This is a genomic window from Pseudomonas hydrolytica (assembly GCF_021495345.1).
In the GTDB taxonomy this organism is placed as follows: domain Bacteria; phylum Pseudomonadota; class Gammaproteobacteria; order Pseudomonadales; family Pseudomonadaceae; genus Aquipseudomonas; species Aquipseudomonas hydrolytica.
Genome location: NZ_CP099397.1, coordinates 4,536,390 through 4,558,834 on the forward strand (window position 1 = coordinate 4,536,390; position 22,445 = coordinate 4,558,834).

Sequence of the window (22,445 nt, forward strand, 5' to 3'; positions counted from 1 at the left end):
TCTCAGTCGTGACGCAGCTGGTCGGCCAGCCGCTCGATGGCCTGGCTGGCTTCGCGCTCGAGGCGTGCCAGGCTGAACAATCCGGGGATGGCCAGGACCATGCCGGCCATGGTCGGCAGGGTCGCCTGCCAGACGCCTGCGGCCATGCCGCGTGGGTTGCCGGTGCCGTTGAGGGCGAGCACGTCGAACACGGCGATCATGCCCAGCACGGTGCCGAGCAGCCCCAGCAGCGGATACAGCGCCACCAGGGTCTTGCCCAGGCGCAGCGGCGCTGCCAGTTGCTGACGCGCCTGCGCCAGCCAGGCCAGGCGCACGGCGCGCTGCCAGTTGCCGTTGTCATCGGCCAGCACCTGCTGCCAGGCCTCGCGGCGTTCCTGCACCCAGCGCGGGAAGATCCGCCGCATGTACCAGAAGCGCTCGAACACCAGGGTCCAGAACACCACGCAGAGCAGCGCCAGCGCCCACATCACCACGCCGCCGGCGCTCATGAAATCGAGCAGTGCATAGGCACTGTCGACCACGCGCAGCCAGAAGGCGAACAGATCAGTCACGGCGCGGCGCTCCCGACAGATGCAGGGCGATCAGACCGGCGCTCTGCTGCTCCAGGATCTGGATCAGGCCCTTGCTGCGGCTGGCCAGCAGGCTATGCAGGAACAGCAGCGGGATGGCCACCACCAGGCCCAGCACGGTGGTCACCAGGGCCTGGGAAATGCCGTCGGCCATCAGACGCGAGTCGCCGCCACCGCTCTGGGTGATGGCCTGGAAGGTGACGATCATGCCGGTCACGGTGCCCAGCAGACCGAGCAGCGGCGCCACGGCGGCGAGCAGTTTGAGCAGGCCCTGGCCTTTTTCCAGCGGCGGGGTCTCCTGCAGGATCGCCTCGTCCAGCTTCAGCTCCAGGGTCTCCAGGTCAGCCAGTTGCGGCTTGGCGCCCAGCACACCGATCACCCGACCCAGCGGGTTGTCATTGCGCGGCGCGCTGAGGTCATGCATCTGCGCCTTGACGCCGCCGCCGACGCGGCCCAGATAGACCATGCGCCACACAGCCAGAAGCAGGCCGAAAGCGCCCAGCACGACGATCACCCAACCGACCAGACCACCCTGTTGCAGACGATCCCACAGGGTCGGCTGCTGCTGCAGCTGCGCCAGCAGGCTGCCACGGCTCGGGTCGATGGGCAGCGTGGCGAGCGTGTCGGAGCTGCTCAGGTAGTCCCTGACCTGGCCCAGGCCGGACGGCTGACGCGGCGGCGCCACCAGCTGCCCGGCATCGGCGTCGTAGCGCAGGAAGGCATCCTCGCCATACACAGCGAAGCCCCCCACACGCAGCACCTGTTGCTCCTGGCGCGAACCATCGGCACTCACCACCGGCAGTTGCAGGCGCTCGATACGGCCGCTGGCGGCCAGGTCTTCGAGCAGCAGCATCCAGTAGCCGTCGAGATCCTCGGCGGACGGCAGCGAGCGGCTTTCAGCCAATGCCTTGAGGCGCTTGAGGCGCTCCGGGTACTGGGCGTTGAGCAGGCTGTCCTGCCATTGCCCGGCAACATCGCCGGCGCTCTGGCGCACCACGCCAAACAACTCGCCAAGATGACCGACGCGCTGCGCCAGCAGTTTCTCCTGCTCGGCCAGCTCGGCCTCCTGGCGGTCGAACTCGGCCTTCAGACGCTCGCTTTCGGCCTTCTGGGTATTCAGTGCGGAGCGCGCGGCAGCCAGCAACTGAGCCTGCTCGCTGCGCTTGGAGAGAAACGCCTGTTCGCGTTCCTGCATGGCGCTGACTTCGGCAGCGCGCTCGCTGCGGATGCGCTGAAGCAGTTGGTCAGGGTTGAGGGTTTCGGCCACGGCGGCCAGTGCCGGCAACAGGCTGAGCGCCAGTACGGCTACAACACGACGACTCATTGTGCGGCCTCCTCGGCCAAGGTCTTGATCGGCAGGGACAGCACGGCAGGCGCCTGCTGCTGACGGGCGATGGCGATGGCCTGGGTCAACGGACGACGTGCGCTGCCGTCGAGCACTTCCCATGCCTTGGTCTGTGGGTTCCACCAGCCGCTCTCGTGCGCATCGAGGGTCTGGTAATAGAGCATGCTGCGGCCCAGGCGCAGGAACTCGACACTGCGCGAACCACCGTCTGCCTGATTCAGCTCGCCGCGCCAGGCTTCGAGCGTGCGGCCATAATCGCTCTCGATCTGGTAGGCCTCGAGGATACGGCGGTATTTGTCGGCCAGACTCACGTCAGCGCGCGGCAGCAGGTCCTGCAGTTGAGCCAGACGGTCTTCACGTTCTTCGGGCAGAAACGGCAGGTCGGCGGCGATGAACTCACCCAGCACCTCGACCATCTTGACCATCTGCGGGCTCACCGCTTCCTGGGTACGCTCGATGCCATCGAGCTGCTTCTGATAACTGGCCAGCTCCTGACGCTGGGCTTCGACCAGGTCACGAAGTTGACTGTTATAACCTTTCAAAGCCTCGGCCTGCTGCAAGGCGTTACGGTACTCATTGAGCATCTCGCGGCTGGCGTCGTCCAGCTGCTCGACACGGCCCTGAGAGGCTTTGGCCTCGGCGGCCAGACGCTGGCTTTCGTCCAGCGCCGCATCGAGCGGTGCGGCAGCCAGCGAACCGCTGGCCAGCATCAGGGCGGCGGCCAGGGAGCGGAGGGGGAAGCGATTCATGCGGAGAGGGTCCTCGACAGACGGGCTTGCTGCAAAAAGAGAAACATTATCATCTACGTACGCATTCGAATCAATGGACAAAACAGCTCGGCAGAGCCCGCCGATCTATTGAGCCAGGTCAAAAAGCGAATTGTTGCGTGGCTTAGCATTGAACCCAGCCAAAGACACAACCGACTCGAACTGGAGCTCGCCATGTACAAATCGCTGTTCACTGCCTCCCTGCTGGCCCTCGCCATCGCCGCCCCTGTCGCCCAGGCTCACCAGGCCGGCGACATCATCCTGCGTGCCGGTGCAATCACCGTCGACCCGCGCGAAGACAGCGGCAATATCGACCACGCCGTGCTCGGTAAGGTCCCCGGCAGTGGTGCCACCCTGGACAGCGATACCCAGTTGGGTCTGAACTTCGCCTACATGGTCACCGACCATTTCGGCATCGAACTGCTGGCAGCCACCCCGTTCAGCCATGACGTAGGCGTCAAGGGCATGCCCGGCGCCTTCGCCGGCCTCAACGGCAAGCTGGGCAGCCTCAAGCACCTGCCGCCGACCCTCAGCGCCGTCTACTACCCGCTAGACAAGAGCTCGGCCTTCCAGCCCTATGTCGGTATCGGCATCAACTACACCTGGTTCTTCGACACCGAGCTGAGCAGCGAAGCCGAAGGCAAGGGCTTCCGCGGCCTCGACATGAAGGACTCCTGGGGCCTGGCCGGCCAGGTCGGCATGGACTACATGCTCACCGACAAGCTGATGCTCAATGCCCAGGTGCGCTACATCGACATCGACACCACCGGCACCACCTACCTGGCCGGCGACAAGGTCAAGGTCGATGTGGATGTCGATCCCTTCGTCTACATGGTCGGCCTGGGCTACAAGTTCTGACAGCCCGCGCGAAAACGAAAAAGCCGGCAGATGCCGGCTTTTTCATTTACCCGATGTACAGCCCGGGCAAGCTTTGGTGCGCACGGCGCACCCTACGGTGCGTGCCTCAGATAGCACGCCGATAGCCCGACTACGCGTAGGGTGCGCCGCGCGCACCGATGAGGGCGTATCTTTCGCTGCACACACCGCATGCGGAACGGCTCAGCCACAGGGTCTTCGCGATACCGATGAGGGTCGAGGCGTCCCGCGTCCCAAGCGGCTTACAGCCCGAGCAGTTGGCGCAAGCCTTCACGCAGCGGCGTCTGCTGCGGCAGACGGTAATGCGCCCGCAGGCGCACATTGTCGGCACGCGAGTGGCGGATATCGCCGGCACGCGCCGGCAGGTGGGTAACCGGAGGCAGGCCGCCGCAGAGCGCACCGATCTCCGCCAGCAGCTGCTTGAGGCTGACCGCCTGGTTCCAGCCGACATTCACCGGTTGCTCGACAACCTCGCCGAACAGGCCCTGCAACAGCAACTCGATCAGATCGCCGACATAGAAGAAATCGCGGGTCTGCTCGCCATCGCCGAACACGCTGATCGGCTGCCCCTGCTGGGCGCGCTGGGTGAAGATGCTGATCACCCCCGAATAGGGCGAAGAGGGATCCTGGCGCGGCCCGAAAATATTGAAGAAACGAAACACCGCCGGCTCCAGCCCATGCTGACGGCGGTAGAAATCCAGATACTGCTCGCTGGCCAGCTTGTCCACGGCATAGGGCGTGAGCGGCGCCTTGGGGGTGTCTTCATCGATGGCCAGACCTTCGCCATTGTTGCCGTAGATGGCCGCGCTGGAGGCGTACAGCACGCGGCGCACGCCGTGCCGACGCATGGCCTCGCAGACGTTGAGGGTACCGATGAAGTTGCTCTGATGCGTGGCCGCCGGGTCGTCCACCGACGCCTGTACCGAGGCCACCGCTGCCAGATGCGCCACGGCATCGCAGCCGGCCATGGCCTGCTCGACCTGTGCCGCATCGGCGACATCCCCTTCGATGAAACGCAGACGGGGGTTGTCCAGCGGCAGGTTGCTGCGCTTGCCCATGGACAGATTGTCCAGCACGCACACGCCATGACCGGCGGCCAACAGGGCGTCGACCAGGTGCGAGCCGATAAAGCCGGCGCCGCCGGTTACGAGAATTTCAGCCATGACGGTAATAACGGTCCAACAGGCTCGGCAGACCGGCACGCCAGGCGCGCGGCTTGATGCCGAAGGTGTGAAGAATCTTCTTGCAGGCCAGCACCGCGTGTTGCGGCTCATCGGCTGCGTCCGGACGCGCGGAGTGCGCCTGTGGCGCAATGTCCTCGACCAGATTACTGCGGTAGTGACGCGCCTCGCTCAGCACCGCCTGGCCCAGACTCAGCGAGGTGCTCGCCTCGTGACCACCGTAGTGGTAGGTGCCCCACAGGGGAGACTCGCAATCGAGCTGCTTGAGCACCGCGAGAATCACCCGCGCCGCGTCATCCACCGGTGTCGGATTGCCGCGCCGGTCATCGGCCAGGTACAGCGCGTCGTCGCGCTCGGCGCGCTGCAGAAAGCGCCCGAGCAGGCCTTCGCGACTGTCGTCGAGCAGCCAGCCGAAGCGCAGCAGCACATGCCGCGGGCAGATCGCCCGCACGCTCTGCTCCAGGCGCCACAGTGCCTGGCCACGCAGGCCAAGTGGCACCGGTTCTTCCTTCTCGCTGTAGGCGGTGGCACGCGAGCCGTCGAAGACCCGATAGCTGGAAGGCTGCAGCAGAACGATGCCGTGGTGCTGGCACAGCTCGGCCAGGCGCTCCACTGCACGCTCCTGAGTCTGCAGGCGCGACTCGGCCACCGATTCGGCCTGGAACCAGTCGAAGTAATAGGCCAGGTTGACCAGGGCATCGGGGCGGGTTTCATCGAGCAGCTCGGTCAGGCTGGCGGCATCCCAGCCCGACTCGGGCGGCCTGGGCGCCAGGAAGCCGATGTCCTCCTCGGCGCCGAGCCGAATCAGCGCATGCCCCAGGGCACTACCGCCGCCCAGCAGCATCAGGCGCATTCGCATAGGCTAGAGCCCGCCCGCTTAGAACGGGATGTCGTCGTCGAAGCTGTCGTAGTCCGGCGCGGGCTGGGCCTGCTGCGGAGCCGGGCGCTCCTGACGAGGAGCCTGCTGCTCGCGCTGAGGAGCCGGACGCGACTGACGCGGCGCGCCGCCTTCGTCACCGCTCGGACGGCCGCCGAGCAGCTGCATGGTGCCCTGCATGTCGACGATGATCTCGGTGGTATAGCGCTTGATGCCGTCCTTTTCCCACTCGCGGGTCTGCAGCTTGCCTTCGATGTACACCTGCGAACCCTTGCGCAGGTACTCGCCGGCGATCTCGGCGACCTTGCCGAACAGGGCGACACGGTGCCACTCGGTCTTCTCGACCTTCTGCCCGGTCTGCTTGTCGGTCCACTGCTCGCTGGTGGCCAGGCTCAGGTTGGTCACCGCGTTGCCGCTGGGCAGGTAGCGTGTTTCAGGGTCCTGGCCGCAGGTGCCGACCAGAATGACTTTGTTAACCCCACGGGCCATAACGTTCTCCTAGGCTCCGCTCGCCGCTGGCGCCGATGCGATCAGGCGCTGCAGAGACGTGCGATCCACTTGTTGGGTATCCACTTTGATATAGATGGCCGCTTCGTCGACCACCACCACGGCATCCGCCACTCCCGGCGTCGCCTTGAGGCGCTCGACCAGTCCGACATCGGCCAATGCCGCGGCGTCGAGCGGCAGGCGCAAACTGGTCACATACGGCGGTTCGCGCATAGTAACAGCAATGGCCAGCCAAATTGCACAGAGCGCAGCGCAGCCGATGAACACACCGACGAGCCCCGCCTGCTGATACAGCCAGCCGCCGAGAATGCCACCCAGCGCCGCCCCGAGGAACTGGCTAGTGGAGTAGACGCCCATCGCCGTGCCCTTGCCGCCGGCCGGCGCCACCTTGCTGACCAGTGACGGCAGCGAAGCCTCCAGCAGGTTGAAGGCGGTGAAGAACAGCACGATCCCCAGCACCAGTGCGCGCAGGCTGGTGCCGAACAGGGCGAAGTACAGCTCGCAGAGCAGCAATACGCTTACCGCGCCGAGCAGCACGCGCTTCATCTGGCGCTTCTTCTCGCCGTAGATGATGAACGGCACCATGCCGAAGAAGCCGATCAGCAGCGCGGTGAGGTAGACCCACCAGTGCTCTTCCTTGACCAGCCCGCCCTGCTCTACCAGCGCCAGCGGCAAGGCGACGAAGCTGGCCATGAGCACCGCGTGCAGGGCCAGAATGGCGAAGTCCAGACGCAGCAGGTCGCCATGCCGGAGGGTCGGCCACAGGGCCTGCGCCGCTACCCCGGACTCGCGGTGCTGCAGCGGCCCGGCCTCTTTCGGCACGACCCCGGCGACGATCAGGATGCCCAGCAGCGCCATCGCCGCGGTGGCCCAGAACAGCCCGGCCAGACCGAAGGCGCGCGTCAGCAGCGGCCCGACCACCATGGCCACGGCGAACGACAGGCCGATGCTCATGCCGATCATGGCCATGGCCTTGGTGCGGTGCTGTTCGCGGGTCAGGTCCGAGAGCAGCGCCATCACCGCCGCCGAGATCGCCCCGGCGCCCTGCAGCACGCGCCCGGCGATCACGCCCCAGATCGAGTCGGCGTTGGCCGCCAGCACGCTGCCGGCAGCGAAGATCAGCAGGCCGACATAGATCACCGGACGTCGGCCGATGCGGTCGCTGAGCATGCCGAAGGGAATTTGCAGCACAGCCTGGGTCAAACCATAGGCACCGATGGCCAGGCCGATCAGTGCCGGCGTGCTGCCGGCCAGGTCCATGCCGTAGGTGGCCAGTACCGGCAGCACCATGAACATGCCCAGCATACGAAATGCAAACACCAGCGCCAGGCCGCCGGCCGCGCGGGTCTCGCCACTGCTCATGCGCTCGCTGTGCAGATCGTGCATCAAAGAAGTCCCGAGAAAATCAGCCGGCGATTCTAGCAGTCCTCACCGTACCGATACAGGAGCGCACTTTGCCGCAGGACAACAGCAAGCCCTATACTCGACCGTTTTCCGCTCGCCAAGCGAGGCTGATGTAATTGGACAAGATCCTCATTCGTGGTGCCCGCACCCACAACCTCAAGAACATCGACCTGACCCTGCCGCGCGACAAGCTGATCGTGATCACCGGCCTGTCCGGCTCCGGCAAATCCTCCCTGGCCTTCGACACGCTGTACGCCGAGGGCCAGCGCCGTTACGTCGAATCCCTGTCGGCCTACGCCCGGCAGTTCCTGTCGATGATGGAAAAACCCGACGTCGACACCATCGAAGGCCTCTCCCCGGCCATCTCCATCGAGCAGAAGTCCACCTCGCACAACCCGCGTTCGACGGTGGGCACCATCACCGAGATCTACGACTACCTGCGCCTGCTCTATGCCCGCGTCGGTACGCCGCGCTGCCCGGACCACGACGTGCCGCTGGAAGCGCAGACCGTCAGCCAGATGGTCGATCAGGTGCTGGCCCTGCCGGAAGGCCGCAAGCTGATGCTGCTCGCCCCTGTCGTGCGCGAGCGCAAGGGCGAGCACCTGTCGGTGTTCGAGGAACTGCGCGCGCAGGGCTTCGTCCGCGCCCGGGTCAACGGCAAGCTGCATGAGCTGGACGAGCTGCCCAAGCTGGACAAGCAGAAGAAGCACAGCATCGACGTGGTGGTGGACCGCTTCAAGGTGCGCGAGGACTTGCAGCAGCGCCTGGCCGAATCCTTCGAGACCGCCCTCGGCCTGGCAGACGGCATTGCCCTGATCGCGCCCATGGACGACGAAGAAGGCGAAGAGATCATCTTCTCCGCGCGCTTCGCCTGTCCGCACTGCGGCCATTCGATCAGCGAGCTGGAACCCAAGCTGTTCTCCTTCAACAACCCGGCCGGCGCCTGCCCGACCTGCGACGGCCTGGGCGTGAAGCAGTTCTTCGACGCCAAGCGCCTGGTCAACGGCGAACTGACCCTGGCCGAAGGCGCCATCCGCGGCTGGGATCGGCGCAACGTCTACTACTTCCAGATGCTCGGCTCGCTATCCAACCACTATGGATTCAGCCTGGAGCAGCCGTTCGACGAGCTGGCCGCCGAGCACCAGAAGGTGATCCTGTTCGGCAGCGGTACGCAGAGCGTCGACTTCAAGTACCTCAACGACCGCGGCGACATCGTCAAACGCTCGCACCCCTTCGAGGGCATCATCCCCAACCTCGAGCGCCGCTATCGCGAGACCGAATCGGCCAGCGTGCGCGAGGAACTGGCCAAGTTCCTCAGCACCCAGCCCTGCCCGGACTGCCGCGGCACGCGCCTGCGCCGCGAAGCGCGGCACGTCTGGGTCGGCGAGAAGACCCTGCCGGCGGTGACCGGCCTGCCGGTGGGCGATGCCTGCGATTACTTCGGTGATCTGCACCTGACCGGCCGCCGTGGCGAGATCGCCGAGAAGATCCTCAAGGAAATCCGCGAGCGCCTGCAGTTCCTGGTCAACGTCGGCCTCGACTATTTGACCCTTGATCGCAGCGCCGACACCCTGTCCGGTGGCGAGGCGCAGCGCATCCGCCTGGCCAGCCAGATCGGCGCCGGCCTGGTGGGCGTCATGTACATCCTCGACGAGCCCTCCATCGGCCTGCACCAGCGCGACAACGAGCGCCTGCTGGCCACCCTCACCCACCTGCGCAACCTGGGCAACACGGTGATCGTGGTCGAGCACGACGAGGACGCCATCCGCCTGGCCGACTACGTGGTGGACATCGGCCCCGGCGCCGGCGTGCATGGCGGGCAGATCGTCTCCCAGGGTACGCCGGACGAGGTGATGGCCGACCCCGAGTCGTTGACCGGCAGCTACCTGTCCGGGCGCACCAGGATCCGCTACCCGGCCACCCGCACCCCGCGCGACAAGAAAAAATCGCTGAAGCTCAAGGGCGCACGCGGCAACAACCTGCGCAAGGTCGATCTGGAGATCCCGGTCGGCCTGCTCACCTGCGTCACCGGCGTGTCCGGTTCGGGCAAGTCGACGCTGATCAACAACACCCTGTTCCCCATCACTGCCACCGCGCTCAACGGCGCCACCAGCCTGGAAGCGGCGCCCTACGAAGCGTTCGACGGCCTGCAGCACCTGGACAAGGTAGTGGACATCGACCAGAGCCCGATCGGCCGCACGCCGCGCTCCAACCCGGCCACCTACACCGGCCTGTTCACGCCGATCCGCGAGCTGTTCGCCGGCGTGCCGGAGTCGCGTTCGCGCGGTTATGGCCCGGGCCGCTTCTCCTTCAACGTCAAGGGCGGGCGCTGCGAGGCCTGCCAGGGCGACGGCGTGATCAAGGTGGAAATGCACTTCTTGCCGGACATCTATGTGCCGTGCGACGTGTGCAAGGGCAAGCGCTACAACCGCGAAACCCTGGAGGTGAAGTACAAGGGCAAGAGCATCACCGAGGTGCTGGACATGACCATCGAGGACGCCCGCGCCTTCTTCGATGCCGTGCCGGCCATCGCCCGCAAGCTGCAGACGCTGATGGACGTGGGCCTGTCCTACATCAAGCTCGGGCAGTCGGCGACCACCCTGTCCGGTGGCGAGGCGCAGCGGGTCAAGCTGAGCCGCGAACTGTCCAAACGCGACACCGGCAAGACCCTGTACATCCTCGACGAACCCACCACCGGCCTGCACTTCGCCGATATCCAGCAACTGCTCGACGTACTCCATCGCCTGCGCGACCACGGCAATACCGTGGTGGTGATCGAGCACAACCTGGACGTGATCAAGACCGCCGACTGGATCGTCGACCTCGGCCCCGAGGGCGGCTCCAAGGGCGGCATGATCATCGCCACCGGCACACCGGAAGAGGTCGCGGCCAATCCCGCGTCGCACACCGGGCACTTCCTCAAGCCGTTGCTGGAGCGCGAGCGCACCGCCAGCTAAGCAGCTTCGACGCAACCTCCACGCCCGGGCCAGGTCAAACTGGGGTCCCCCGGGCAGTGCAGGCGGGACAATCGCCTATCACAAGGAGAGTCCCCCCTATGCGTCTGACTTTCGCTTCCCTGCTACTCGGTGCGAGCCTGCTACCCCTGGGCGCCACAGCCGCCCAGCCGAACGGCCCATGGATCAACGAGCAGCAGCAGGTCTCGCTCGAAGGCTTCATGAGCAATGCGCAACTCTACGATCAACTCGCCGGTCTGGCCCGCCGCTCCGGTGGTTCGCTCACCCTGGAGCAAGCGGGCAGCAGCGGAGAGGGTCGCCCCATCTGGCTGGCCCGCCTGGGGCAAACGGGTAATCCGGCGGTGATGATCATCACCCAGCAGCATGGCAACGAGCCCCACGGCACCGAGGCCGCCCTGGACCTGATGCGCAAGCTGGCAGCCGGCGGCGCCTTTTCCAGGCAGGTGCTGGACCACCTGCAGGTGATCTTCATCCCTCGTGTGAATCCCGACGGCACAGCCCGGGCCAGCCGCGGCAACATGGATTTCAGCGCCCCCCAAACCAGCGCCACCTGCCTGCGCGACGACGGCAGCGTCGACCCGCAGCGGCTCGACCAGGGTCTCGGCGCCAACGTCACGGCCTATACCGCCGAGAATGGCGAACGCCGCTGGAGCTACGACATCAATCGCTATCACTGGCCGGACTGGAGCCAGAGCCCCCAGATCCTCTGCAATCCCGGGCTGGCCGATCAGCGCCATTTCGACCCGGGCCTCAATCCGGTGCCCGAAGCCGTGGCGGTACGCAACGCCTACGACAAGTACCAGCCGATGTGGCTGGTCGACGTGCACAATCAGAATCCGGCCGTGGTGCTCGACGAAGCAGATCCCGAAGCCAATCGCCCGGGCCGTCAGGTCACCGGCTCGATCGTCTGGCCGACCAATGCCGCCGTCGCGCCCGCGGCGGTGGCGTTGTCGAAGCAGATGGCCCTGGTGATGAAGAAGCGCTCGATGCAGCTCGGCAATATGGAAATCACCAACTATTACTACGAACGCCCGGACGGCAGCATCCGCCGCGGCGGTGGTGACCCGGGGATAGCGCGCAACGCCTACGCCCTGCTCGCGAGCGAACGCCTGGCCAGCGGCGCCGAGGGTCCTCTGGGCGGCAATATCCTGATGGAGATCACGGGCCTGAACAGCCGCGGCCAGAAGTCCAAGGGCATGTTGCGCAACAATGTCCGAGAGATGCTCGAAGCCCTCCTGGTCGCCACCGCAGACGGCAGCCTGCTGACACAGGACCCGGCCGAAACGGATCGTCTGCTGCCACCCGGACAGGAAGTGGACGAGCCGCTGGACAATCCGCACGAGGAATAGCGGCGCAGAAAGGCCCGTAACCCGTAGGGTGCGCCGCGCGCACCGATCGCCGGAGCGCAACCGGGACGGCTGATTGGCCAAGAAAAAAGCCGCGCGCCTCAGGGCGTCGCGGCTTTTTCATCGAGGAAACGGCGAGTGCCGCTACCAGCGCTTACATCTGACTCTGCAGGTACTTCTCCAGCCCCAGCTTGTCGATCAGCTGCAGCTGAATCTCCAGCCAGTAGGCGTGGTCTTCCTCCGTGTCCTTGAGCTGGGTCAGGAGGATGTCGCGGGTCTGATAATCCTGATGCTTCTCGCACAGTTCGATGCCCTTGCTCAGGGCCGCACGCACCTCGTATTCCAGCGCCAGGTCGAGCTTCAGCGCCTCGGGCACGGTCTGCCCGAACGTGAAGGCATTGGGCACCATGTCCGGCACGCCCTCGAGGAAGATGATGCGCTTGAGCAGGGCATCGGCGTGCTGGGTTTCCTCTTCCATCTCGTGGTTGATGCGCTCGTAGAGCTTGCTGAAGCCCCAGTCCTCGTACAGCCGCGAATGGATGAAGTACTGGTCGCGCGCCGCCAGCTCGCCCTTGAGCAGCTGCTTGAGGTAGTCGATGACTTCGATATGGCCTTTCATGCCGGCAATCCTTGTTGCATTCGTAAGCAGGGGGCCATGCTCCACCTGGTGCGGTTTTCGGTCAAGCAAAAGCACAACGCCTCCACGAGGGAGGCGTTGCGCCTCATTGACGCAGCGTCAGGCCAGATCGAAGCGATCCAGGTTCATCACCTTGGTCCAGGCGGCGACGAAATCCTTGACCAGTTTCTCCTTGCCGTCGCTGCTGGCGTACACCTCGGCATAGGCCCGCAGGATGGAGTTGGAGCCGAACACCAGGTCGTTACGGGTGGCGGTGTACTTCACCTGACCATCCTTGCGCCCCCTGCCCTCGAACACTTCGTTGCTGTCATCCACCGCTTTCCAGACGGTGTTCATATCGAGCAGGTTGACGAAGAAGTCGTTCGACAGCACGCCCACCTTGTCGGTGAACACGCCATGCTGGCTGCCATCGTAGTTGGCGCCCAGCACCCGCAGGCCACCGACCAGTGCGGTCAGCTCCGGCGCGGTCAGGGTGAGCATCTGCGCCTTGTCCACCAGCATCGTTTCGGTAGGCACACCCAGGTTGCCCTTGCTGTAGTTGCGGAAGCCATCGGCGGCCGACTCCAGCACATCGAAGGACTCCACGTCGGTCTGATCCTGGCGCGCATCGACGCGGCCCGCAGCGAAGGGCACGTCCACCGCCACGCCGGCAGCCTTGGCCGCCTGCTCCACACCGACGTTACCGGCCAGCACGATCACATCGGCCAGCGACGCCTTGCCGGAAGCCTGCTGGATTTCCACCAGTTTCGGCAGCACCTTGATCGCCCGCTGGTTGGCTTCCCAGTCCTTCTGCGGCGCCAGCGCCAGACGCGCGCCGTTGGCCCCGCCGCGCTTGTCGCCACCGCGGAAGGTGGAGGCCGAAGCCCAGGCCACGGAGACCAGGTCACCGACCGACAGCCCGGATGCAGCGATCTTGGCTTTCAGATCGGCGATATCGGCAGCGCTCGGGTTATGGATGGCAGCCGGCAGCGGGTCTTGCCAGATCAGATCCTCTTTCGGCACTTCCGGGCCGAGGTAGCGGGCCTTCGGTCCCATGTCGCGGTGCGTCAGCTTGTACCAAGCGCGCGCGAAGGCATCGGCGAAGGCCTGCGGATCTTCGTAGAAGCGCTTGGAAATCTTGCCGAACTCGGGATCGAAACGCAGGGTGAGGTCGGTGGTAAGCATGGTCGGCTTGTGGAATTTGCCCGGCACATGCGCGTCAGGGATGATCTCCGGCGCATCCTTGGCCACCCACTGCTTGGCCCCGGCAGGCGACTTGGTCAGCTCCCATTCGAACTTGAACAGGTTCTCGAAGAAGTTGTTGCTCCACAATGCCGGCGTCTTCGTCCAGGTCACCTCCAGACCGCTGGAAACGGTGTCCTTGCCGAAACCGCTGCCGAAGTTGCTGGTCCAGCCCAGGCCCTGCGCTTCGATCGGCGCGCCTTCCGGCTCCGGGCCCTTGTGTGACTCGGGCGCAGCGCCGTGGGCCTTGCCGAAGGTGTGACCGCCGGCGATCAGCGCGACGATCTCTTCATCGTCCATGGCCATGCGATAGAAGGTGGCGCGAATATCCTTGGCCGCGGCCAGGTAGTCGCCGCTGGCGTTGGGGCCCTCGGGGTTCACGTAGATCAGGCCCATGTGCGTGGCGCCAAACGGCGCGGTCAGCTCACGCTCATCGTTGACGCGCTTGGGATCGACACCCAGCCAGGCGATCTCGGCCCCCCAGTTGACGTCCTGATCCGGTTCCCACACGTCCTCGCGACCGGCACCGAAGCCGAAGGTGCGGAACCCCATGGATTCCAGCGCGACGTTGCCGGCGAGGATGTACAGGTCGGCCCAGGAAATGGACTGGCCGTACTTCTGCTTGATCGGCCACAGCAGGCGACGCGACTTGTCGATGTTGACGTTGTCCGGCCAGGAGTTCAGCGGGGCGAAACGCTGCTGACCACGGCCACCGCCGCCGCGGCCGTCGGTGGTGCGATAGGTGCCGGCGGAGTGCCAGGCCATGCGAATGAACTGCGGGCCGTAATGGCCGAAGTCGGCGGGCCACCAATCCTGGCTATCGGTCATCAGCTTGACCAGATCGGCCTTCAGCGCCTTGTAGTCGAGCTTCTTGAATGCTTCGGCGTAGTTGAACTTCTCGCCCAGCGGGTTGGATCGGTCGGAGTGCTGGTTCAGCAAGTCCACACGCAGCTGGTTCGGCCACCAATCCTTGTTGGTCGTGCCGCCCCCCGCGACGTGATTGAACGGACATTTACCTTGGTTGGACATGGTTCTCTCCTTCTCCTCATCGGGTCGGTCCCCTCGACTGCGGCCGACAATGCAACAAGCCTAGTCCCGCTTCGCTGGGCGAACCAATTCATGAAGCGTAACGACCCGATAGTTATTTTCTTTCGAGAGCGACATGAAAAAACGGGCCACCAGGGCCCGTTTTCGACTGCGTGCAACAAGGCTCAGGCGACGAGGATGAATCCCACGAAAGCCAGAGCGGCAGCCACCAGGGTGTAGGGCAGCTGGGTGATGGCGTGGCTGATCAGATTGCAGCCCGAGCCCTGCGCCGCCAGCACCGTGGAGTCGCTGTAGAAGCAGGCCTGGCTGCCGAAGGCCGAGGCCGACATCAGCGCGCCGATCACCAGCGGAATGTCCGCACCCAGCGCATAGGCCAGAGGCATGACGATGGGAATGGTCACGGCAAAGATGCCCCAGGACGAGCCGGTGGCGAAGCTCAGCACCGCCATGCACAGGAACACCATGGCCGGCAGCATCTGCGGCGTCATGTAGGGCTTGAGCGTCTCGACCACGTACTGCGGCAGCATCAGCTGATCGCAGACGTCCTTGAACACGAAGGCCGCCACGCAGATGCCGATGGCCGGCAACATGGTCTTGAAGCCGTCGACCATCTGATCGAGCATCTCCGACAGCGGCATCAGGCGCTGCACCAGATAGAACGGCAGGGTCAGCAGCATGGTGGCGATCATGCCCATCCACACGTCGATGTCGAAATACACGGTGAAGCCGACCAGCATGGCCAGCGGCACCAGGAAGTTGTGCAGCTTGCCGCTCTCCTTGTCGGCGCCTTCGAACTCCTCCTCCAGCGACTTCATCGAGTAGTTGTGCTCAGGGCTCAGCTCGCCAACGTGCATGGCACCGGCGGAACCGTGGCGCGCCTGCAATTCGGCCTTGCGCATCGGCCCGATGTCCGGGAATAGCCCAGCGGCCACCAGCACCACCAGCAGCACCGCAGCCCAGGCATAGAGCATGTAGGGAATGGCCTGGATATACACGTTGATGCCCTGACCGGTCTCGGCGATGCCGTTGTTCTCCAGCAGGCCGCCAAAGAACACCGCCCAGGTGGACAGCGGCACCAGCACGCAGATCGGTGCGGCGGTGGAGTCGACCACGTAGGCCAGCTTCTCGCGGGAGATTCTGAAGCGGTCGGTGACGCGCTTCATGGTCTCGCCCACCGTCAGGGCATTGAGGTAGTCGTCGACGAAGATCACCACGCCGAGCACGAAGGTCATCAGCAACGAAGAGCGGCGCCCCTTGGCCAGCTTCAGTGCGCTGCGGCCGAAGGCCAGCGCGCCACCGGTACGCACCAGCAGGGCGATGAGTGCGCCGAAGCTGCCGCACACCAGGATCAGCCAGCCGATGGTTTCGTCCTGCATCACCTTGAGGGAAATTTCCGCGAAGCTGCCCAGCGCATCCTGCGGCGAAAGCAGCAGCAGGCCGCTGCAGGCCCCGATCAGCAAGGCGAGGATGGGGCGACGCAGCCAGATGGCGAGGGTCAGGACAACGGCAGGCGGGATAAGACTCAGAGCAGTAGGTTCGGACATGATCAGCAATTGTTCTTATTGGGGCCGGCACACCGGCGAAGCGGAGACTGCCGCACCTTACCCGAGCCCCAGGACGTACACAATATCAAACACGACGTGCGGAAAAATATTCACGCATCCAAGACTGCCCGTCTGCGACTCGACGAATCACGGGCAACAAAAAACCGGGCACGAGGCCCGGTTCTTCGTACAACCAGCAACTTACTCGGCAGCTTCTACCGAACCGCCGACCGGACGGTCGACCAGTTCAACGTAAGCCATCGGAGCGTTGTCGCCAGCGCGGAAACCGCACTTGAGGATGCGCAGGTAGCCGCCGTTACGGGTGGCGTAGCGCTTGCCCAGATCGTTGAACAGCTTGCCGACGATGGCTTTCGAACGGGTACGATCGAAGGCCAGACGACGGTTGGCAACGCTGTCTTCCTTGGCCAGGGTGATCAGCGGCTCGGCAACGCGACGCAGCTCCTTGGCTTTCGGCAGGGTAGTTTTGATCAGCTCGTGCTCGAACAGCGAGACCGCCATGTTCTGGAACATGGCCTTGCGGTGAGCGCTGGTGCGGCTGAGGTGACGGCCACTTTTACGATGACGCATGGTTCAATTCCTTACCAAACTTGTTCGTTCGGTGATGATGACGATCAGGCAGTGGCCTTATCGTCTTTCTTCAGACTTGCCGGCGGCCAGTTATCGAGGCGCATACCGAGGGACAGACCGCGAGAAGCCAGAACATCCTTGATTTCGGTCAGGGATTTCTTGCCCAGGTTCGGGGTTTTGAGCAGCTCTACTTCGGTGCGCTGAATCAGGTCGCCGATGTAGTAGATGTTCTCTGCCTTGAGGCAGTTGGCCGAACGTACGGTCAGTTCCAGGTCATCGACAGGACGCAGCAGGATCGGATCGATCTCGTCTTCCTGCTCGACCACTACCGGCTCGCTGTCGCCCTTGAGGTCGACGAACGCGGCCAGCTGCTGCTGCAGGATGGTCGCGGCACGACGGATGGCCTCTTCAGGATCCAGGGTACCGTTGGTTTCCAGGTCGATAACCAGTTTGTCCAGGTTGGTGCGCTGCTCGACACGGGCGTTTTCCACCACGTAAGCAACCCGACGCACAGGGCTGAACGAAGCATCCAGCTGCAAGCGACCAATGCTGCGGCTTTCATCTTCGTCGCTCTGACGCGCGTCAGCCGGCTCATAGCCGCGACCACGAGCTACGGTGAGCTTCATGTTCAGCGAGCCATTGGCGGCCAGGTTGGCGATGACGTGGTCGCCATTGACGATTTCGACATCGTGATCCAGCTGAATATCGGCAGCGGTAACTACGCCCGGGCCCTTCTTAGCCAGAGTCAGGGTCACTTCGTCACGGCCGTGCAGCTTGATAGCCAGACCTTTCAGGTTGAGCAGGATCTCGATTACATCTTCCTGCACACCTTCGATCGCGGAGTACTCGTGGAGTACGCCGTCGATCTCGGCCTCGACTACTGCACAGCCAGGCATGGAGGACAACAGGATGCGACGCAGCGCGTTGCCCAGGGTATGGCCGAAACCACGCTCGAGAGGCTCGAGGGTGATCTTGGCGCGGGTCGGACTGACCTCCTGCACATCGATGTGACGGGGGGTCAGGAACTCATTTACCGAAATCTGCATGGATGCACCTATTTTCTAGCCCTTACTTGGAGTAGAGCTCGACAATCAGGCTCTCGTTGATGTCAGCGGACAGATCGCCACGAGCCGGTACGTTCTTGAACACACCAGACTTCTTCTCGGCGTCTACTTCTACCCACTCAACGCGGCCGCGCTGGGCGCAGAGCTCAAGAGCCTGAGCGATGCGCAGCTGGTTCTTCGATTTCTCGCGAACAGCAACGACGTCGCCAGCTTTAACCTGGTAGGACGGTACGTTTACGGTCTGACCGTTGACGCTGATTGCTTTGTGCGAAACCAGCTGACGGGATTCGGCACGGGTAGCACCAAAGCCCATACGGTAAACCACGTTATCCAGACGGCACTCCAGCAGTTGCAGCAGGTTTTCGCCGGTGGCGCCCTTCTGGCTGGCAGCTTGCTTGTAGTAACCGCTGAACTGACGCTCCAGAACGCCGTAGATACGACGCACTTTCTGCTTCTCACGCAGCTGGGTGCCGTAGTCGGACTGGCGACCGCGACGCTGACCGTGAATACCGGGAGCTGCTTCGATGTTGCACTTAGATTCAAGCGCGCGAACACCGCTCTTCAGGAAGAGATCGGTGCCTTCACGGCGAGACAGTTTGCACTTGGGACCAATGTAACGAGCCATTTCTCACTGTCTCCTGTTTACACGCGACGCTTCTTCGGCGGACGGCACCCGTTGTGCGGGATCGGCGTCACGTCGGTGATGCTGGCGATTTTGTAGCCGCAGGCGTTCAGAGCACGCACGGCAGATTCGCGACCTGGACCCGGGCCCTTGACGTTCACGTCGAGGTTCTTCAGGCCATACTCCAGAGCGGCCTGACCAGCGCGCTCGGCGGCGATCTGGGCAGCGAACGGAGTGGACTTACGCGAGCCGCGGAAACCCGAACCACCCGAGGTAGCCCAGGACAGGGCGTTGCCCTGACGGTCGGTGATGGTCACGATGGTGTTGTTGAAAGACGCGTGGATGTGGGCGATGCCATCAACCACCGTCTTTTTGACTTTCTTACGAGTACGAGCAGCAGGTTTTGCCATGACTAAATTCCTGTCGATTCGCGAATGCGATTACTTGCGGATCGGCTTACGCGGGCCCTTGCGGGTGCGAGCGTTGGTCTTGGTACGCTGACCGCGAACCGGCAGACCTTTACGATGACGCAGGCCGCGGTAGCAACCCAGATCCATCAAGCGCTTGATCTTCATATTCACTTCACGACGCAGGTCGCCTTCGGTATTCACCTTGGCTACTTCGCCACGCAGCTGTTCGATCTGCTCGTCAGTCAGATCCTTGATTTTCGCAGCCGGGTTTACGCCGGTAGCGGCACAGATTTTCTGTGCAGTGGTGCGACCAACACCATAGATGTAGGTCAGCGAGATAACAGTGTGCTTGTTATCCGGAATGTTAACGCCTGCAATACGGGCCATTCAGTGGAACTCCAATTGACAGCTACCTACGCCCCGGAAGCCAAGAAATAGGGCGCGAGATATTAACGCTGTAAAAACAAATAATCAACCCGGCAGCGCACTAGCTGCCGGGCTTATCACGCGTGGTTCACACTCAGCCTTGGCGCTGCTTGTGACGCGGCTCTGCGCTGCAGATCACCCGCACGACACCTTCGCGACGGATAATTTTGCAGTTACGGCACAGCTTTTTCACCGATGCACGAACTTTCATTACCAACTCCTCGAACCTTACGGGTGGATCAGCGGAGCATGCCGCTGCCATAGCCCTTCAGGTTGGCTTTCTTCATCAGGGAATCGTACTGGTGAGACACGAGGTGCGATTGCACTTGGGACATGAAGTCCATGACAACCACAACCACGATCAGCAACGAGGTCCCGCCAAGGTAGAACGGAACGTTGGCCGCAACCACCAGGAACTGGGGCAGCAGGCACACGGCCGTCATGTACAGAGCACCGAACATGGTCAAGCGGGTCAGAACGCCATCGATATAGCGCGCCGACTGCTCGCCCGGACGAATGCCCGGAATAAAGGCACCGGACTTCTTCAGGTTTTCCGCCACGTCTTTCGGGTTGAACATCAGTGCCGTGTAGAAGAAGCAGAAGAAAATGATCCCTGCACTAAACAGCAGAATGTTCAACGGCTGACCAGGAGCGATAGCCTGCGAAATGTCCTGCAGCCAGCCCAAACCCTCGGACTGACCGAACCAGGCACCCAGCGAGGCCGGGAACAGCAGAAGGCTGCTGGCGAAAATGGCCGGGATTACGCCCGCCATGTTCACCTTCAACGGCAGGTGGCTGGTCTGCGCAGCGAAGACCTTGCGGCCCTGCTGACGCTTGGCGTAGTGCACCGCAATGCGACGCTGACCACGCTCGATGAACACCACGAAACCGATGATCGCTACTGCCAGCAGGCCGATGGCGATCAGAGCGAAGATGTTGATATCGCCCTGACGAGCAGACTCGAAAGACTGCCCGATCGCCGACGGCAGACCGGCCACGATGCCTGCAAAGATCAGCATCGAGATACCGTTGCCGACACCGCGCTCGGTGATCTGCTCGCCCAGCCACATCATGAACATCGCGCCCGCCACGAAAGTGGTGATCGCCACGAAATGGAAGCCGAAATCGACCGAGAACGCCACGCCCTGACTGGCCAGACCAACGGACATACCGATGGCCTGAACGAACGCCAGGACGAGAGTGCCGTAGCGGGTGTACTGGCTGATCTTGCGACGGCCAGCTTCACCTTCCTTCTTCAACTGCTCCAGCTGCGGGCTGACGGCGGTCATCAGCTGCATGATGATCGATGCCGAGATGTACGGCATGATCCCCAGTGCAAAGATGCTCATCCGCTCCAGCGCGCCGCCGGAAAACATGTTGAACAAGCTAAGAATGGTCCCCTCATTCTGCCGGAACAGATCCGCCAGTCGGTCTGGGTTGATGCCAGGAACCGGGATGTGCGCACCTATCCGGTAGACGATGATCGCCATGAACAGGAAGCGCAAACGAGCCCAGAGTTCGGACAACCCGCCACCTGCCAGCGCTGAGAGAGCACCTTGCTTAGCCATTTAGTCCTCGAACTTACCGCCAGCTGCTTCGATAGCCGCACGCGCACCTTTGGTGGCAGCGATGCCTTTCAGGGTGACCGCACGGGTAACCTCACCGGACAGCATCACTTTCACGCGCTGTACGTGTTGGCCAACCAGATTGGCATCCTTCAGAGCCTGCAGAGTGACAACGCCTTCCAGCTTGTTCAGCTCGGAGGTACGCACTTCAGCGCGATCCATAGCCTTCAGGGAGACGAAGCCGAACTTCGGCAGACGGCGGTGCAGCGGCTGCTGACCACCCTCGAAGCCCGGAGCGATGGAACCACCGGAGCGGGAGGTCTGACCTTTGTGGCCACGGCCACCGGTCTTACCCAGACCGCTGCCGATGCCACGGCCCGGACGGTGCTTCTCGCGACGGGCACCCGGCGCGGAACGCAGATCGTTCAGTTGCATGATTAACCCTCCACCTTCAGCAGGTAGTAAGCCTTGTTGATCATGCCGCGGTTTTCCGGAGTATCCAGAACCTCTACGGTGTGACCGATGCGACGCAGGCCCAGGCCCTTGACGCAAGCTTTGTGATTGGCCAGACGGCCATTGGTGCTCTTGATCAGAGTCACTTTGACGGTATTAGCCATGGTTAGAGAATCTCCTCGACGCTCTTGCCACGCTTGGCTGCAACGGATTCCGGAGACTGCATGGTCTTCAGACCCTTGAAGGTGGCATGAACCACGTTCACCGGGTTGGTCGAGCCGTAGCACTTGGCCAGAACGTTCTGTACACCAGCCACTTCCAGAACGGCACGCATGGCGCCGCCGGCGATGATACCGGTACCTTCGGAAGCCGGCTGCATGTACACCTTGGAGGCGCCATGAGCGGACTTGATCGGGTACTGCAGAGTGGTGCCGTTCAGATCCACCTGGATCATGTTGCGACGCGCAGCTTCCATCGCCTTCTGGATGGCAGCCGGTACTTCGCGGGACTTGCCACGGCCGAAACCGACGCGGCCCTTGCCATCACCCACCACGGTCAGCGCGGTGAAGGTGAAGATACGGCCACCCTTTACGGTCTTGGCAACGCGGTTAACCTGGACCAGCTTCTCGATATAGCCTTCGTCGCGCTTTTGGTCGTTATTTGCCATAACTTAGAACTCCAGCCCGCCTTCACGAGCAGCATCGGCCAGCGCCTTGACGCGACCGTGGTACTTGAAGCCAGAACGGTCGAATGCAACCTGAGTCACACCAGCGGCTTTCGCGCGCTCGGCAACCAGCTGACCTACTTTCTTGGCGGCGTCGACGTTGCCAGTGGCGCCATCACGCAGTGCTTTGTCCAAGGTCGAGGCGCTGGCCAGAACCTTGCTGCCGTCGGCCGAAATGACCTGGGCGTAGATGTGTTGCGAAGAGCGATACACGCACAGACGCACGGCTTCGAGCTCGTGCATTTTCAGGCGTGCTTTGCGAGCGCGACGCAGACGAGTAACTTTTTTGTCGGTCAT

The 22,445-nt window shown here is 63.4% G+C and carries 24 protein-coding genes; 3 read left to right on the top strand and 21 right to left on the bottom strand.

Annotated elements, in window-relative coordinates; all coding sequences use genetic code 11:
- Window positions 1–2 precede the first annotated feature (2 nt).
- Genes L1F06_RS21340 through L1F06_RS21350 form a run of 3 tightly spaced genes read right to left on the bottom strand, consistent with a single transcriptional unit; the run spans window position 3 to window position 2,663 of the window.
- On the bottom strand, window positions 3–551 hold the full coding sequence (locus L1F06_RS21340; protein WP_003243970.1) for a MotA/TolQ/ExbB proton channel family protein: 549 nt from the start codon (window positions 549–551) through the stop codon (window positions 3–5).
- A complete protein-coding gene (locus tag L1F06_RS21345) occupies window positions 544–1,893 on the bottom strand; it encodes a MotA/TolQ/ExbB proton channel family protein (protein WP_129483030.1) in 1,350 nt (449 codons plus the stop codon). Before L1F06_RS21345 ends, L1F06_RS21340 begins: the two co-directional genes overlap by 8 nt.
- Window positions 1,890–2,663, bottom strand: coding sequence for a DUF3450 domain-containing protein (locus L1F06_RS21350; protein WP_129483031.1), 774 nt, complete (start codon window positions 2,661–2,663; stop codon window positions 1,890–1,892). The genes L1F06_RS21345 and L1F06_RS21350 overlap by 4 nt, the downstream gene beginning before the upstream one ends.
- Before the next feature lie 192 nt (window positions 2,664–2,855).
- Here L1F06_RS21350 and L1F06_RS21355 point away from each other — a divergent pair, with 192 nt between their 5' ends.
- On the top strand, window positions 2,856–3,539 hold the full coding sequence (locus tag L1F06_RS21355) for an OmpW/AlkL family protein (RefSeq protein WP_003243965.1): 684 nt from the start codon (window positions 2,856–2,858) through the stop codon (window positions 3,537–3,539).
- Between the two features lie 260 nt (window positions 3,540–3,799).
- Here the strand turns inward: L1F06_RS21355 and L1F06_RS21360 are convergent, their stop codons facing one another.
- From L1F06_RS21360 to L1F06_RS21375, 4 genes are read right to left on the bottom strand one after another with little or no spacing between them, the layout of a single operon-like run.
- Window positions 3,800–4,720: an NAD-dependent epimerase/dehydratase family protein gene (locus tag L1F06_RS21360; protein WP_129483032.1), complete on the bottom strand. Its 921-nt coding sequence runs from the start codon at window positions 4,718–4,720 to the stop codon at window positions 3,800–3,802.
- Window positions 4,713–5,597 (bottom strand): sugar nucleotide-binding protein, encoded by an 885-nt coding sequence (locus L1F06_RS21365; RefSeq protein ID WP_129483033.1) that lies wholly within the window; start codon window positions 5,595–5,597, stop codon window positions 4,713–4,715. Before L1F06_RS21365 ends, L1F06_RS21360 begins: the two co-directional genes overlap by 8 nt.
- Before the next feature lie 18 nt (window positions 5,598–5,615).
- Window positions 5,616–6,104: a single-stranded DNA-binding protein gene (locus tag L1F06_RS21370; RefSeq protein ID WP_003243957.1), complete on the bottom strand. Its 489-nt coding sequence runs from the start codon at window positions 6,102–6,104 to the stop codon at window positions 5,616–5,618.
- A gap of 9 nt (window positions 6,105–6,113) precedes the next feature.
- On the bottom strand, window positions 6,114–7,508 hold the full coding sequence (locus tag L1F06_RS21375) for an MFS transporter (RefSeq protein WP_129483034.1): 1,395 nt from the start codon (window positions 7,506–7,508) through the stop codon (window positions 6,114–6,116).
- 134 nt (window positions 7,509–7,642) lie between these two features.
- Here L1F06_RS21375 and uvrA point away from each other — a divergent pair, with 134 nt between their 5' ends.
- Window positions 7,643–10,483 carry an excinuclease ABC subunit UvrA gene (gene uvrA, locus L1F06_RS21380; protein ID WP_129483035.1) on the top strand — a complete coding sequence of 947 codons (2,841 nt, stop codon included), beginning with the start codon at window positions 7,643–7,645 and terminating at the stop codon, window positions 10,481–10,483.
- Between the two features lie 98 nt (window positions 10,484–10,581).
- Window positions 10,582–11,850, top strand: coding sequence for a M14 family zinc carboxypeptidase (locus L1F06_RS21385; protein WP_012019777.1), 1,269 nt, complete (start codon window positions 10,582–10,584; stop codon window positions 11,848–11,850).
- Between the two features lie 151 nt (window positions 11,851–12,001).
- Here L1F06_RS21385 and bfr read toward each other — a convergent pair whose 3' ends face one another.
- The 14 genes from bfr to rplR all read right to left on the bottom strand — a co-directional run bounded on the left by bfr (window position 12,002) and on the right by rplR (window position 22,445).
- Window positions 12,002–12,466: a bacterioferritin gene (gene bfr / locus L1F06_RS21390; protein ID WP_003243949.1), complete on the bottom strand. Its 465-nt coding sequence runs from the start codon at window positions 12,464–12,466 to the stop codon at window positions 12,002–12,004.
- A 117-nt stretch (window positions 12,467–12,583) separates the two neighbouring features.
- Window positions 12,584–14,734, bottom strand: coding sequence for a catalase/peroxidase HPI (gene katG / locus L1F06_RS21395; protein ID WP_129483036.1), 2,151 nt, complete (start codon window positions 14,732–14,734; stop codon window positions 12,584–12,586).
- Window positions 14,735–14,916: 182 nt separating this feature from the next.
- Window positions 14,917–16,296 carry a Na+/H+ antiporter NhaC family protein gene (locus tag L1F06_RS21400; RefSeq protein ID WP_129483037.1) on the bottom strand — a complete coding sequence of 460 codons (1,380 nt, stop codon included), beginning with the start codon at window positions 16,294–16,296 and terminating at the stop codon, window positions 14,917–14,919.
- Window positions 16,297–16,497: 201 nt separating this feature from the next.
- The gene (gene rplQ / locus L1F06_RS21405) at window positions 16,498–16,884 is read right to left on the bottom strand and encodes a 50S ribosomal protein L17 (RefSeq protein ID WP_003243945.1); all 387 of its coding nucleotides are present in this window, start codon (window positions 16,882–16,884) and stop codon (window positions 16,498–16,500) included.
- A 44-nt stretch (window positions 16,885–16,928) separates the two neighbouring features.
- The gene (locus L1F06_RS21410; protein WP_003243938.1) at window positions 16,929–17,930 is read right to left on the bottom strand and encodes a DNA-directed RNA polymerase subunit alpha; all 1,002 of its coding nucleotides are present in this window, start codon (window positions 17,928–17,930) and stop codon (window positions 16,929–16,931) included.
- Window positions 17,931–17,952: 22 nt separating this feature from the next.
- Window positions 17,953–18,573 (bottom strand): 30S ribosomal protein S4, encoded by a 621-nt coding sequence (gene rpsD / locus L1F06_RS21415; protein ID WP_003243935.1) that lies wholly within the window; start codon window positions 18,571–18,573, stop codon window positions 17,953–17,955.
- Between the two features lie 17 nt (window positions 18,574–18,590).
- Entirely contained in the window at window positions 18,591–18,980 is a 390-nt protein-coding gene (rpsK, locus tag L1F06_RS21420) for a 30S ribosomal protein S11 (protein WP_003243933.1), read from the bottom strand.
- Window positions 18,981–19,010: 30 nt separating this feature from the next.
- Complete coding sequence (gene rpsM / locus L1F06_RS21425) at window positions 19,011–19,367, bottom strand: 30S ribosomal protein S13 (RefSeq protein WP_012019780.1); 357 nt, start codon at window positions 19,365–19,367, stop codon at window positions 19,011–19,013.
- A 133-nt stretch (window positions 19,368–19,500) separates the two neighbouring features.
- Window positions 19,501–19,617 carry a 50S ribosomal protein L36 gene (gene rpmJ, locus L1F06_RS21430; protein ID WP_002555468.1) on the bottom strand — a complete coding sequence of 39 codons (117 nt, stop codon included), beginning with the start codon at window positions 19,615–19,617 and terminating at the stop codon, window positions 19,501–19,503.
- A gap of 28 nt (window positions 19,618–19,645) precedes the next feature.
- Window positions 19,646–20,974 (bottom strand): preprotein translocase subunit SecY, encoded by a 1,329-nt coding sequence (secY, locus tag L1F06_RS21435; RefSeq protein WP_003243925.1) that lies wholly within the window; start codon window positions 20,972–20,974, stop codon window positions 19,646–19,648.
- On the bottom strand, window positions 20,975–21,406 hold the full coding sequence (gene rplO / locus L1F06_RS21440; protein WP_003243924.1) for a 50S ribosomal protein L15: 432 nt from the start codon (window positions 21,404–21,406) through the stop codon (window positions 20,975–20,977).
- A gap of 2 nt (window positions 21,407–21,408) precedes the next feature.
- The gene (rpmD, locus tag L1F06_RS21445; RefSeq protein WP_003243922.1) at window positions 21,409–21,588 is read right to left on the bottom strand and encodes a 50S ribosomal protein L30; all 180 of its coding nucleotides are present in this window, start codon (window positions 21,586–21,588) and stop codon (window positions 21,409–21,411) included.
- Between the two features lie 2 nt (window positions 21,589–21,590).
- Window positions 21,591–22,091: a 30S ribosomal protein S5 gene (rpsE, locus tag L1F06_RS21450; RefSeq protein ID WP_003243920.1), complete on the bottom strand. Its 501-nt coding sequence runs from the start codon at window positions 22,089–22,091 to the stop codon at window positions 21,591–21,593.
- Window positions 22,092–22,094: 3 nt separating this feature from the next.
- Window positions 22,095–22,445: a 50S ribosomal protein L18 gene (rplR, locus tag L1F06_RS21455; RefSeq protein ID WP_003243919.1), complete on the bottom strand. Its 351-nt coding sequence runs from the start codon at window positions 22,443–22,445 to the stop codon at window positions 22,095–22,097.

Bases quoted from the DNA above. Each gene is read 5' to 3' on its own strand.
- L1F06_RS21365 (WP_129483033.1), bottom strand. From the start codon at position 5,597: ATGCGAATGCGCCTGATGCTGCTGGGCGGCGGTAGTGCCCTGGGGCAT.
- L1F06_RS21360 (WP_129483032.1), bottom strand. From the start codon at position 4,720: ATGGCTGAAATTCTCGTAACCGGCGGCGCCGGCTTTATCGGCTCGCAC.
- rpsM (WP_012019780.1), bottom strand. From the start codon at position 19,367: ATGGCCCGTATTGCAGGCGTTAACATTCCGGATAACAAGCACACTGTT.
- rpsE (WP_003243920.1), bottom strand. From the start codon at position 22,091: ATGGCAAATAACGACCAAAAGCGCGACGAAGGCTATATCGAGAAGCTG.
- rpmD (WP_003243922.1), bottom strand. From the start codon at position 21,588: ATGGCTAATACCGTCAAAGTGACTCTGATCAAGAGCACCAATGGCCGT.
- rpmJ (WP_002555468.1), bottom strand. From the start codon at position 19,617: ATGAAAGTTCGTGCATCGGTGAAAAAGCTGTGCCGTAACTGCAAAATT.
- bfr (WP_003243949.1), bottom strand. From the start codon at position 12,466: ATGAAAGGCCATATCGAAGTCATCGACTACCTCAAGCAGCTGCTCAAG.
- secY (WP_003243925.1), bottom strand. From the start codon at position 20,974: ATGGCTAAGCAAGGTGCTCTCTCAGCGCTGGCAGGTGGCGGGTTGTCC.
- L1F06_RS21410 (WP_003243938.1), bottom strand. From the start codon at position 17,930: ATGCAGATTTCGGTAAATGAGTTCCTGACCCCCCGTCACATCGATGTG.
- L1F06_RS21350 (WP_129483031.1), bottom strand. From the start codon at position 2,663: ATGAATCGCTTCCCCCTCCGCTCCCTGGCCGCCGCCCTGATGCTGGCC.
- L1F06_RS21375 (WP_129483034.1), bottom strand. From the start codon at position 7,508: ATGCACGATCTGCACAGCGAGCGCATGAGCAGTGGCGAGACCCGCGCG.
- rplO (WP_003243924.1), bottom strand. From the start codon at position 21,406: ATGCAACTGAACGATCTGCGTTCCGCGCCGGGTGCCCGTCGCGAGAAG.
- rpsD (WP_003243935.1), bottom strand. From the start codon at position 18,573: ATGGCTCGTTACATTGGTCCCAAGTGCAAACTGTCTCGCCGTGAAGGC.
- L1F06_RS21400 (WP_129483037.1), bottom strand. From the start codon at position 16,296: ATGTCCGAACCTACTGCTCTGAGTCTTATCCCGCCTGCCGTTGTCCTG.
- rplQ (WP_003243945.1), bottom strand. From the start codon at position 16,884: ATGCGTCATCGTAAAAGTGGCCGTCACCTCAGCCGCACCAGCGCTCAC.
- rpsK (WP_003243933.1), bottom strand. From the start codon at position 18,980: ATGGCAAAACCTGCTGCTCGTACTCGTAAGAAAGTCAAAAAGACGGTG.
- katG (WP_129483036.1), bottom strand. From the start codon at position 14,734: ATGTCCAACCAAGGTAAATGTCCGTTCAATCACGTCGCGGGGGGCGGC.
- L1F06_RS21385 (WP_012019777.1), top strand. From the start codon at position 10,582: ATGCGTCTGACTTTCGCTTCCCTGCTACTCGGTGCGAGCCTGCTACCC.
- L1F06_RS21345 (WP_129483030.1), bottom strand. From the start codon at position 1,893: ATGAGTCGTCGTGTTGTAGCCGTACTGGCGCTCAGCCTGTTGCCGGCA.
- L1F06_RS21370 (WP_003243957.1), bottom strand. From the start codon at position 6,104: ATGGCCCGTGGGGTTAACAAAGTCATTCTGGTCGGCACCTGCGGCCAG.
- rplR (WP_003243919.1), bottom strand. From the start codon at position 22,445: ATGACCGACAAAAAAGTTACTCGTCTGCGTCGCGCTCGCAAAGCACGC.
- L1F06_RS21355 (WP_003243965.1), top strand. From the start codon at position 2,856: ATGTACAAATCGCTGTTCACTGCCTCCCTGCTGGCCCTCGCCATCGCC.